This is a genomic window from Vibrio sp. GJ43-1, from assembly GCF_055808835.1.
Genome location: NZ_CM147884.1, coordinates 1,614,927 through 1,627,517 on the forward strand (window position 1 = coordinate 1,614,927; position 12,591 = coordinate 1,627,517).

The following is a 12,591-nucleotide window of genomic DNA, read 5'->3' on the forward strand; positions in this document are numbered from 1 at the left end:
GTTGAAGCAAGAAAAGAGGTCCTAGGACCTCTTTTCTTGCTTCTTATCTATATAAAAACATGATATTACTGAATCTTAAACCGATTAAAGAGTAGTTAGGAGTAGTAAGTTCATGGAACCGATTCAAGATAATGTCTTCAATTTTAGTGCTGGCCCTGCGGCATTGCCAAAAGCAGTAATGGAAAAAGCTCAAGCAGAGTTTATTGATTGGAACAATCTAGGCACATCGGTCATGGAGGTCAGCCACCGAGGGAAACCTTTTATTCAGGTTGCCGATGAAGCTGAGCAGGATCTTCGCGATTTGATGGCGATTCCTGATAACTATAAAGTCCTATTCTGTCACGGTGGGGCGCGAGCACAGTTTTCAGCTGTTCCTCTGAACTTGTTAGGGAACAAGACAAGCGCAACCTACATTGATGCTGGTTACTGGGCAGAGAGTGCCGTTGAAGAAGCGAAAAAATACTGCACGCCTAACGTATATCGGGCTAAGACGACGATTGATGGTAAGGTGGCGGTCACACCTGCAAGTGAGTGGCACATCGATGCAGACTCTGCCTATGTTCATTTCTGCCCGAATGAAACGATTGATGGTATTGAAATTAACGAGCTTCCTCAAACCGATTTACCTATTGTTGCCGACATGTCATCAACGATTCTATCGCGCGAAATTGATGTTTCTCAGTACGGTGTAATTTATGCTGGCGCGCAAAAAAATATTGGTCCGGTCAGGTATTTGTATTGTGATTGTTCGTGATGATTTATTAGATCTTGCTAGTCATGTACTGCCATCGTTTTTGAACTATAAAGTGCTGGCGGAGAAAGATTCCATGTATAACACCCCACCAACATTCGCGTGGTACTTGTCCGGGCTTGTATTTAAGTGGCTGAAAGCGCAGGGTGGGGTTGCTGAAATTGAAGTTCGCAACAAAGAAAAAGCAGCCATTCTTTATGACTTTATCGACGCTTCTGATTTCTATAGGAATGATGTGCATGTCATGAACCGTTCATTGATGAATGTACCATTCCAGCTGGCGAAACCAGAGCTGGATGACACGTTTTTGGCATTAGCTGAGGAGCGTGGTTTACGCGCCTTGAAAGGGCACCGTGCGGCAGGTGGAATGAGAGCCTCTATTTACAATGCGATGCCAATAGACGGTGTGCAAGCACTTGTTGCGTTAATGAAAGAGTTTGAAGCGCAATACGCATAAAAACAAAACAACGTTAAAGATTGAGATAGAGCCGCACGCGAGTGCGGCTTTTTTGTCTATGGCATACGGGTATGTGTGTGGATATTTTAAGATGAGGCTTGATAGCGACCTTTTACTTACTATTCGATTCTAATTACCATTCGATTCTATTTACCATAAGAGCCTATTTATCATAAGAGCTATTGCACACGTATCTTCTCCAGACCGTCCTATTTCCATAAACAATGTTTCAAAAAAACGTCACGAAAGTCGCCTCGCTTTCAATGATGGTCACCATAAAAATTTTGTGTTCAGCCAGGGCACTTTCTATGCTCATCTTCACGTTTTAGATAGGTAGAAGTCGGCTATGATCGTAGTGTGTTTATCTCGGAGATAGCGTATGGACATCATTTTTCTAGTAAGTCTTATTGCTCTTAACGGTCTCTTTGCTATGTCGGAGATTGCGCTTGTTACTGCGAAAAGCGGTAGATTGAAAAAAATGGCTCAACGGCAGGCATCGGCTCAGCTCGCGCTGCGACTCAAGGAAACCCCGACATTATTCCTGTCTACTATTCAGATAGGCATTACCGCTATTGGTATTTTGAGCGGAGTTTTTGGCGAGGCGATATTATCGGTACCGCTCAAGCTTTGGCTTATAGAGCGTGGCGTAGAACATGATCTAGCGTCGGTTTTTGCCACCGTAATTGTGGTGATAGTGATTACCTATTTTGCCATCGTGGTTGGAGAGCTTGTACCTAAGCGATTCGCGCAAAATAATGCTGAGCGCATCGCTGTTCTCGTGGCTTACCCCATACATTGGCTTGCCCAACTCACCAAGCCCTTCGTGGGCTTGTTGTCAATTTCAACCGACGCTTTACTTCGAATGCTGCGACAACAGGACAATCAGAACGACAATGTCACTGAAGAAGATATTGTTGCCTTGGTGCGAGAAGGTACTGAAAAAGGGGTGATTGAACATCAAGAGCAAGTGATGATTGATAACTTGCTTTATCTTAATGATAGAGTGGCCACATCATTAATGACCCCGCGAAGTGATATCCACTATTTGGATATTGAACAGTCGATCGATGACATTTTAAAGAACCTTCGCCAGACCCAACACTCGGTATGGCCAGTATGTCGAGGTGGTTTAGACAATATGATAGGGACGATATCATCGAAAGTATTGCTTGATGAATACAATGAGCTTTCGATCGCCAAGCTAGCGAGGTTATTACGCAAACCTCGTTTTGTGCCCGAATCAATGAAGGGGCTTTCGTTGCTGACTTACATGCAAAAGACCAGTTCAGAAATGACGTTTTTGGTGGATGAATATGGAGATGTACAGGGGCTAGTGACGCATTATGATGTCCTTAAATCCATTGCTGGTCAGTTGGGGATGGCACCACAGCAAGTGTGGGTGAAGCAATTAAAAGATGAGAGCTGGCAGATGGATGCTCTAATGCCCATCAACGAATTCAAACATACATTAAGTGTCGGTGAGTTGGAGGGGGAGGCCTCTGAAAAGTTTCAAACATTAAATGGGTTCCTAATATGGTTGATGGGCCGAGTGCCGAGTGTGGGGCAACGAATTCATTATCAACAATGGGAGTTTGAAGTAGTCGTCGTGAAGAATAATCGAATCATTCAAGTGAGAGTTCGTAAAGCAGAGGCGATGTCGGATAATAGTCATGTTGACGGATGATAACTAAGATAGAGAATAACAAGCCGCTCCGTTAGGAGCGGCTTGTTACGTTATTATAGTGTTTGATGCAGTTCGAAATAGCGACCTTGCTTAGCCAGTAATGCGTCATGATGCCCAAGCTCTAGGACTTTACCATCCTCAAGTAAGCAAATGGTATCGAATGTATCGAGGTTAACCAGTCGATGGGTAATAAACACAACAGTTTTACCTGCGAAATGATGGTCGAATAGCGTCATGATTTGCTGTTCTGTTTGCTTATCTAAACCTTCGGTTGGTTCATCGAGTAACAGAATCGGTGCATCGTGCAGCAGTGCGCGAGCGATACCAATTCGTCTTTTCTCGCCTCCCGAAAGCTGACGCCCGCCGTCACCAAGCCAAGTATCTAAACCCGACTCAGTAAGTAATGAGTCTAAACTCACCTGCTTTAGTACGGTCTCTAATTCTAAATCTTGAGCATCAGGTTTCGCCATCGTCAAGTTATCGCGTAGCGAGCCATTAAGAATATCAACGCGTTGACTCACAATGCTCATTGATTGCCTTAACTGCACTTCACTCCAATTTTGAATATTGTGTCCAGCCAGTTTGACGCTGCCAGATTGAACGTCCCAATAGCGGGAGATCAGCTGCAATAGCGTAGATTTACCTGAGCCTGTTTGCCCAACAATCGCTAGTTTCTCGCCGCCTGCAACGGAGACAGAGACATTTTCTAACGCATTTTGATGGGCATCAGGGTAGCTAAATTGTACTTTGTCAAAGTCGATAGAAAAGTGACCGTTATGCGTGACAGGTTCCGTAGGAAACTGCACTTCTGGCTCAGCAAGGATAATGTCGTTCAGGCGCTTAGCTGAAGTCAGTGTTTGTCCAAGGAACTGGAATGCGCCCGCGATAGGCATCAGTAGCTCAAAACTGGCCATTGTAGCGAACACCATCAGAGCAATGAGTGGATCGGGTTGATTGCCAGCGACACCATCAGCGGATAACCACAAAATGAGGATGAGTAACCAACCATTGGCCAGAATCAACAAGCCCTGTGCAAGACCTGAGATCTTGGCATGGATAAACTGGTTGCTCAATAAGCGCTGTTGCGCATCTAGAATGGCTTCACGGTAGCGAGACTCGGCGCCAAATAATGTTAATTCACTGTAACCTTGTAACCAATCTAACGTCTTAATTCTAAGGTCAGCTTTATTTAACGTTAACTCATGACCATTATTTTTTCCGAGGGAGTAAAATAATATCGGCCAAATAATCAATAGAACGAGTAAAATGCCACCCAACGTTAGGGCGAGCGTGGTATCAAACCAGCACAGTACCGCGGTAAGACCAATAATACCCAAAAACCCAACAACAATAGGGCTGATTAAACGCAAGTAAACATGATCCATCGCGTCGACATCGGCGACTAAACGGTTAAGCATGTCTGCGTCACGGATATTAATCGCTTTACTTGGGATCAGCGGCGCAAGTTTACTAAAGAAGAATACTCGTAGATCGGTCAGGAGTTTAAATGTTGCGTTGTGGCTAACGACACGTTCACCCCATCGCCCAGCAGTTCGACCCATTGCCGCACCACGAACGCCTGCGCCAGGCAGCATGTAGTTGAACGTTTCTCTCGCGATAGTCAGTCCGGCGACGGCTGAGGCTGAGATAAACCAACCTGACAGCGTCAATAATCCGATTGAGGCAAAAAGTGTTGCAAAGGCGAGCACCATCCCCAGAGACAGACCAAACCAATGTTTCTTATATAATTTAAGATAAGGGAGTAACTCACGCATCTAAATTCCCCTTATTGTTATCGACCATCGTATTGTGTGCCGACAGCATGGATTTAAATAACCCATCAGTTTGTGCTAATGCCTCAAAGTGACCAGATTGTTCCAACTTACCGTGATTCATGACCCATATACTATCGACGCTTTTAAGCTGGGATAGCTGGTGAGTCACCGTTAACGTGGTTTTCCCTTGAGTGGTGTGTCTGATGCCTTCTGTCACTAAGCGTTCACTTTTGGCATCTAAGCTGGCGGTGGGTTCATCAAGAAGCCAAAATTGCCCATCTTGAATCATCGCGCGCGCCAGTGCTAAGCGTTGAGCTTGCCCGACCGATAAGCTACTAGAGCGATCGGTAACGTGGTAATCAAGGCCATGCTGATCCACAAATTCATCTGAAAATGAGGAGGATAGGGCGCTTAGCACGGTGCTATCGCTGACATTTTCTTTGCCCAGTGTAATATTTTCACGGATGGTGCCGTGTAAAAGTAGTGGGTTTTGCCCAACCCAACTGACGTTCTCACGCCAATCATCGCAAGCAAGATCACGCAGTTCTTGTCCATTAATTTTCAGGGACCCCGAGTAAGGCATAAAGCCTAAAATCGTGTTCACTAAGCTTGTTTTACCCGCGCCACTCGGACCGACGAGCGCAATGCTTTGGCCATCTTGAATATGAAAGCTGATAGGTCCAACGAGTCGCTTACCTTCTGGACTAAATATCTCAAGATTCTCAGCGGAGAGCTCAATATGAGAGTGAGTGTTAAGTGTGTTTTGACCCTGTGGCAAATTGTCCACTTTAGTATCTAGAAACTCAACAATACTTTCTGCCGCGCCAACCGCTTGAGCTTTAGCATGATAAAACGTACCAAGATCTCTTAAAGGTTGGTAAAACTCAGGGGCAAGGATCAAAATGAACAAACCCGCAAATAAGGTAACGCCAACGCCGTAGTGGCCAAAATTGACTTCACCGATTAAGCTAAATCCGAAGTAGACCGCGGTCATGGCTATCGAGATGGAAGTGAAAAATTCAAGGACCGCGGAAGAAAGAAACGCTAAGCGAAGTACATCCATTGTTCTCTTTCTAAACACTTCAGAGGCACCTTCAAGTACATCCTTCTCTGCTGCAGTGCGGTTAAATAGGCGTATAGTTGTCATAGACTGCAAGCGGTCATAAAAGTGACCAGACAAGCGCTGCAAGGCTTTAAAGTTTTTTCTGTTAGCGTCTGCTGCTTTCATTCCAACCAATGCCATGAATAGTGGCACAAGGGGAGCGGTAATCAGGAAAATGAGACCCGCAGCCCAGTTAATTGGGAAAACGACAATCAAGATAACAAACGGAACTAAGACTGCCAGTGACATTTGCGGTAAATACTTGGCGAAGAAGTCGTGCATATCTTCGACTTGCTCCAGCACTAGCGTTGCCCACGTACCTGCAGGTTTACCTTTAATATAGCTTGGGCCAAGTTCATGGAGTTTATTGAGAATAAGCTCTCGAATGTAGCAGCGGATTTTTTCGCCACATTTAAATCCTGCAATTTCTCTTCCCCACGCACAACTAGCAGCGCCCTGCAACCGAGGCAACAAGTCCGATAAAATAAGGGATAAGTTCATACTTGTCGGTATGTTCAATAATGAGCTGGTGGAGTATGGTCGCGATCAAGGCAGCTTGCGCGAGCAAGAACAAGCTGGACAACACGCCAAGGCCTACTGCGATCAGTAGCCAGCGCTTTGCCAAGCGACTTTGCGTTTTGAGCCAGTTATTCAAGCTCCGTTGTTTCTTTTTATCCATTTAGACGGCTTAACTTAATGAGTATTATTCTTAGAAGAAGCGGGGAGTATACAAAAAAGAACCCAGTGTATACACCACTGGGTTCTAAGGTTTTACAATTGTTTTAGGCATTGATAGCGTCGAGGAAGCGTTCAGCGTCCAGTGCAGCCATACACCCCGTGCCTGCAGAGGTGATCGCTTGGCGATAATTATGGTCCATAACATCGCCTGCTGCATAGATACCTGGAATAGAGGTTTGTGTGGCGTTGCCCTCTAAGCCAGATTTTACGATGATGTAACCATTATTCATCTCTAATTGACCTTCAAATAGCGATGTATTGGGTTGATGGCCGATGGCAATAAATGCCCCCATCACTTCAATGTGCTCAATACTGTCGGTTTGAGTATCTTTAACATTGATACCCGTTACGCCCATTTCATCGCCTACTACTTCGTCAAGCGTACGGTTGGTGTGCAAAATAATATTGCCACTTTCTACCTTATCCATTAAGCGCTTGATCAGTATTTTTTCGGCGCGGAATGTTTCTCGGCGGTGGACTAGGTGCACTTCTGAAGCAATGTTTGCTAGGTACAGTGCTTCTTCTACAGCAGTATTACCGCCACCGACGACGGCGACTTTTTGGTTGCGGTAGAAGAAACCATCACAGGTCGCACATGCTGATACGCCACGACCTTTAAATGCTTCTTCGGACTCGAGTCCTAGGTACTTGGCTGAAGCGCCTGTTGAAATAATAACCGCATCCGCTGTGTACTCTTGACTGTCTCCAAAGAGCTTAAAGGGGCGCTCACTGAAATCGACGTTATTGATGTGATCGAAGATGATTTCGGTGTCAAATTTTTCTGCGTGTTCTTTCATGCGATCCATTAGTAGTGGGCCACTAAGATCTTCGGCGTCACCTGGCCAGTTCTCAACATCAGTGGTCGTAGTGAGCTGTCCACCTTGCTGCATTCCTGTGACGAGCACTGGGTCTAGGTTGGCACGAGCCGCATAGACAGCAGCAGTATATCCAGCAGGACCAGAGCCAAGAATCAGCAATTTACAATGTTTTGAATCAGCCATGTTTATTCTCACTTATTTATCTTTAGGCAGCGACGTTGAGCTACTCGCTTTATCTTCCTTAATATATTGGGCTTTGCGGATAAGAATCAACACTTAGCGAACAACAATGTCAGATATTTACTAAATCCGTTGACGATAGGTGGATAAATAGCCCGAAAGGCTTTGCTTTCTGCGGCAAGCCACTATCTTTGTCTCATTCTAAAGAATAATTGACTGCTCTAAGCACTAATGGAGATGGGGTGTGATTAGCTTTTGTTTCTGTCAGTATTTTTTATGTTAAGTATATGATAAATAGCATTTAAACTAGTTGTTATAGTCAGCTATGCTAGTTCTTGGTCACTTGGATAGGTTTTAATGGTGATAATATGCTTAATTTTCTTGTTTTGTTGGATTTATATTTTTAAATTGTAATTTTGATGGGTGTAAATGCTACAAATAGTTGAAATAGTAGAGTTACTGCGTTTTACTTATTTGTAATGAAATTGTTGCATTTGTAACTAGAGTGCAGGCGACCAAGGCGATTATTATGTTACATTCCAATGAAAATACCCTACATTTAACTCAGCTCAGTGAGGAAGCAACGCAACAGCTTTCTCCTTCTTTTTCGAAATTGCCCAATACCGAGCATGCCGATGGGCAATATCGTTTGCGTCGTTATTCGGTGATTCAATTTTGCGATGGGAAGGTAGTTGAAGAAGATAAGCATGACTTTATTCAGACTGAACACTTTAATCACTTCCAAGGGGATGTGATTCGTCGCTTTGAGCCTATCCTCTCCAAAACATTGCATAGTGAAGGCATGCGAGAATTGGTTTCACTATTTATGACGTCCAATCAACTTCCGAATGGCCAAGAGATAGAAATTCATCAAATGCGTATCGCTGCCGTTTATGAAGAGACTCAAGTCGCGCCTGAAGGGGTGCACCAAGATGGATTTGACCATATTGCCATTGTCGGTATTGAGCGTAAGAACATTGTTGGCGGAGAGGTGATGCTGTACAACGATAATCATGAAGCGCCGTTCTTTCGAAAAGTGCTTGAAGATGGAGAGGTCGCCATTCTAGATGATCATCGCTTGTGGCATAACGCGCAACCTATTCGTTGCGTAGACGCCAAAGCAGAAGGGCACATGGATGTCTTTGTACTCACAGCCAAGGATGCGAATAATGCACTTCACTCCTAACTCAGCAAGAGAACAATTTCCGGCGCTGGCGCAATGGCATAATGAACGGCCTGTCGTTTTTCTTGATGGTCCAGGTGGGGCGCAAGTGCCGCAAACAGTACTTGAGGCAATGACGCATTATTTAGGGCGTTATAACTCAAACCTTGGTGGGCATTACTTTTCGAGTCAACATACCGTCTCACTAATGGTAAAGGCTCGCCGTGCCGCGGCTGAGTTACTTAACGCCGAAAACGGTGATCAGGTGGTCTTTGGCGCTAACATGACGTCCCTAACGTTCCAGTTGAGCCGCGCAATCTCGCGTGATTGGCAACCTGATGATGAAATCCTTGTTACGGCACTGGATCATTATTCTAATGTTTCATCGTGGCAACAAGCCGCAGATGATAAGGGTGCAATTGTTAAGCAGGTCCAAGTGGATGAGCGCCACTGTACTCTTGATTATGAACACTTTGAATCATTACTGACCAAGAAGACGAAGTTGGTGGCGGTGACATATGCGTCTAATACTACTAGGCTCTATTACCGACATTCGCCGTATTGTAGCGGCCGCAAAGAAAGTGGGGGCCCAAGTGTATGTAGACGCGGTTCACTTTGCACCACATGCATTGATCGACGTGCAGAGCTTAGGGTGTGACTATTTAGTGTGCTCTGCTTATAAGTTTTTTGGACCCCATTTAGGCATTGCCTATATTGCACCGCAGCATTTGCAATCGCTAGAGCCATACAAGGTTGAACCAGCAACCAATATTGGTCCGGGTCGGTTTGAAACAGGGACTCAAAGCTTTGAGTCGTTGGCAGGTTTAATTGCTGCGATTGACTATTTAGCGCAATGGGGCGAAGGAAAGGGGACTCGTGAAAAGTTGATATCATCTGCGACTGTCATTGCTCAGCATGAAGAACAAATCAGTCGTTACTTTTTAGATAGGCTGTCTAGATTAGACTACATGACACTCTATGGGACGTCGGAAGCAGACCATCAGCTTAGAACCCCAACCTTTGCGTTACGGTCGGATGTACATTCACCTGAATGGATGGCAAAAGTGCTCGGGGAACAGAATATCTGCGTGTGGAACGGGCATTTCTATGCGTTAGGTTTAGTTAAACAACTGGGTATTGAGGAGTTGGGTGGCGTGTTAAGAGTAGGCTTTATGCACTATAACACCTTAGCCGAAGTCGATACGTTTTTTGATGCCCTTGAATCGATGCATTGATGTTTGCTAATTATCGCCCTCATGAAAGAGGGCGATGTTGGTTCTGTTTTTCGTTTATTCAGACACTTCCACTTCATAAGAAGTGAACTTTCTAATGTTAATCACGCCTGTATCAAAGATTAGGTATTGACCTTTAATCCCCTTTAATACGCCAGACACAACCGCTACTTTATCAAAGTTATGAGACTTAATCTTTGTTGGGTGCTCGTCTACCGGATAACTTAGAGGCGTAATATTTTCGGCAAGTATTTCGATAGACTGCTCGCCATATTGCGTTCGAATCTCTGCAATTTTATCGGCAACGAGAGGAAGAAGTTCTAGCGCTTTTTCTTGTAACGCAATTGGGGCACCATCCTCTTTTAATAGTGTGCGCCAATTGGTTTTATCAGCAATGTGCTTCGCCAGTTCAATCTCAATTAAGCCAGAAATGTAGCGAGTGGACACTTTTAAAATAGGTAAACCCTGTGTGGCACCTTGATCAATCCAGCGAGTGGGAATTTGAGTGTGGCGAGTGATACCCACTTTTAGGCTAGAGGTATTCGATAAGTAGACAAAATGGTCCACCATGCAGTTGGCTTCGCCCCATTCAGGCTCTCGGCAAGTCCCCGCGTCGTAGTGGCAGGTTTCAGGTTTCATAATGCACATATCGCAACTGGCGAGTTTGCGCATACAGACAAAACAGTGACCTTGAGAGTAGCTTTTTTTCGTTTTCTTACCACAGGCGCTGCAAAAAATATTGCCAGTATGGGTAAGGGTTAATGTGCGACCAATGAAGGCAGCGAGTTCAATTTCTTGCTCGCCAACCTAAGCAGACGATATTGAACCGTTGAGTCGAGAGTAGCACGCATTTTGGATAGCGTGCCAGATGCTAAAAGCGACATGACATTACTCATTTTTGTTGTTTTGTTCAGTGTAACAAATACTCGATAACGGGTCTGTCTAAAATCGTATTGGTCTACCCAAATATTAACCGCACCTAGACTTTCTAGATTTGCTTAAAAATGACGGAGAGCCTATCGGTTATTGAAATGGAGAGTGCCAGTGCGTTTGAGAGCGGCCATTATGTTTCGCGTGATACATGGCTTTATCCGCTAACTGGATTAGTTCATTGGGGCTGTTGGCAGACTCGGGATAAATGGAGACACCGATGCTTAGTGAGAGATCGTACTGACTTAATTCTAGTGACTCCACAAGGTCTTCCATTGCGTAGTGGAGTTTGTCACAAATGATATGTATGACGTTGAGCTGTCTGAGGTTTGAAAGCAGAATTACAAACTCGTCACCACCGTATCGACAGACAAGATCACTACTGCGCAGACTATCGGTTAAAAGACTTGAAATGCCTTGTAACAGGTTATCCCCAACATGGTGCCCTTTATTGTCGTTTATTGCTTTAAAGTTATTGACGTCAAGAAACAACAATCCAAAGTGCAACTGATTTTGTTTGTGATGCGCGATTTCGTTTTCTAACCGAGAGTGAAAATCTTTTCTGTTAGGGAGCCGAGTGAGGTCGTCTCTGCGAGCGAGTTCTTGAAATTTTTGCTCGGAAACTTTGAGTTCATGAAACTTAGTGTTGAGATGGTGTTGAAGGTAGTTGAGAGCTTTGGCTAAATCGCCAATTTCATCTGTTTGGCTGTATTGGCTAAAGTGGGCGGTTTTTCCTAGAGCGATACGTTGTGCTAAGTGAGAAATTTGTGTCAGTGGGCGGGTGATCAATCTAAACAGTGAATAAGAAAGCAGTACCGCAGTGAATATAAAAACGACGATTGTTACACTAAATCCGCGGAGCGCGGTAACTGTCCAAAGCTCAGTAATAACGTCACTTTTGGTTTGCCCAAACATATAGAAATGAGATGTACCGTGCATGAAAAATCTAGCAGGAGAAAAATAAACGTAGCTATGATCGGACGGTGTTTGAGGATCGCTGATCTCAAAAAATGACACGATGTTTTTAGATACCGATTTTTGAGCCGCGGGGTAGTCTTGTTGGACCTGTTCCAATTTTCCACGTGTATAGCCAAATTGTTTATCTTTGTCACGGTGTAAGAGGTAGTCGCCGTTAGCATTGGTGATAAAAAATGTAGAGGGTGCATCCATAATGGACGTTGCATTCTCCATTAACTGCTCGATATCGATAGCAATGAGTAACGAAATATCGCGCTTGTTCAATGTCGACAAAGGGTAAATGACAAAAACAAAAGGCACGGGTTTTGGGTGTGATATTCTGTCGTAGTGCATTGAAATTGGCGAAACAAATATCTTGTTTGGATGAAACGCATAGGATTGGGTATAGAAAGGAATATGGGCGAGGTTATTCAATTCATCATTACTTACTTGAATCACATTCTGTTGTTGATCGCGCTCCAAACGAAGTATTTCTTGATGCGATTTAGCTCGATCAATCAAAGATATACTATTAAATATCACGTCATTCTTAATCACCGCAGCGATTATAGCGGATAACGTCTTCGAACTTGTGCTGTCTTGTTGCGTATTTTCGAGCAGTGTTGCTAAGGTATCGTTCATTCGCTCGATGTCATGCAGCTTTTCTTGCAAAGAACGAATTACGGTGCCTGACGTTTGTTGCATCTTCTCTTCGGTGTTGGCGACGAGTAATGTCACTGAATGTTGATAGGTGAGCCAAGCAACACAAGAAAATGTGCTAAAGAGAGAGAAAAGAAGATGAAGG

General features: G+C 44.3%; 5 protein-coding genes and 4 pseudogenes. 4 read left to right on the forward strand and 5 right to left on the reverse strand.

All coding sequences use genetic code 11. From position 1 onward, the window contains the following. Positions 1-112: 112 nt before the first annotated feature. Both serC and AC0L66_RS07840 read left to right on the forward strand, forming a co-directional pair. A pseudogene (gene serC / locus AC0L66_RS07835) lies at positions 113-1,208 on the forward strand (3-phosphoserine/phosphohydroxythreonine transaminase). Between the two features lie 379 nt (positions 1,209-1,587). Beyond that, positions 1,588-2,892, forward strand: a complete 1,305-nt coding sequence (locus tag AC0L66_RS07840) for a hemolysin family protein (protein ID WP_473569011.1) — start codon at positions 1,588-1,590, stop codon at positions 2,890-2,892. Between the two features lie 53 nt (positions 2,893-2,945). Here the strand turns inward: AC0L66_RS07840 and cydC are convergent, their stop codons facing one another. The 3 genes and pseudogenes from cydC to trxB all read right to left on the reverse strand — a co-directional run bounded on the left by cydC (position 2,946) and on the right by trxB (position 7,508). Continuing rightward, entirely contained in the window at positions 2,946-4,667 is a 1,722-nt protein-coding gene (gene cydC, locus AC0L66_RS07845; protein ID WP_473569013.1) for a heme ABC transporter ATP-binding protein/permease CydC, read from the reverse strand. Continuing rightward, positions 4,660-6,448 (reverse strand): annotated as a pseudogene (gene cydD, locus AC0L66_RS07850) (heme ABC transporter permease/ATP-binding protein CydD). The gene cydC and the pseudogene cydD overlap by 8 nt, the downstream one beginning before the upstream one ends. A 103-nt stretch (positions 6,449-6,551) precedes the next feature. Next, positions 6,552-7,508 (reverse strand): thioredoxin-disulfide reductase, encoded by a 957-nt coding sequence (trxB, locus tag AC0L66_RS07855; RefSeq protein WP_265673170.1) that lies wholly within the window; start codon positions 7,506-7,508, stop codon positions 6,552-6,554. A gap of 526 nt (positions 7,509-8,034) precedes the next feature. Here trxB and AC0L66_RS07860 point away from each other — a divergent pair. Next, complete coding sequence (locus AC0L66_RS07860) at positions 8,035-8,691, forward strand: 2OG-Fe dioxygenase family protein (protein WP_265673169.1); 657 nt, start codon at positions 8,035-8,037, stop codon at positions 8,689-8,691. Beyond that, positions 8,675-9,902 (forward strand): annotated as a pseudogene (locus AC0L66_RS07865) (cysteine desulfurase-like protein). The gene AC0L66_RS07860 and the pseudogene AC0L66_RS07865 overlap by 17 nt, the downstream one beginning before the upstream one ends. 54 nt (positions 9,903-9,956) lie before the next feature. Here the strand turns inward: AC0L66_RS07865 and AC0L66_RS07870 are convergent. Both AC0L66_RS07870 and AC0L66_RS07875 read right to left on the reverse strand, forming a co-directional pair. After that, positions 9,957-10,783 (reverse strand): annotated as a pseudogene (locus tag AC0L66_RS07870) (DUF2797 domain-containing protein). 139 nt (positions 10,784-10,922) lie between these two features. Next, positions 10,923-12,524 (reverse strand): GGDEF domain-containing protein, encoded by a 1,602-nt coding sequence (locus tag AC0L66_RS07875; RefSeq protein WP_473569015.1) that lies wholly within the window; start codon positions 12,522-12,524, stop codon positions 10,923-10,925. Positions 12,525-12,591 lie beyond the last annotated feature (67 nt).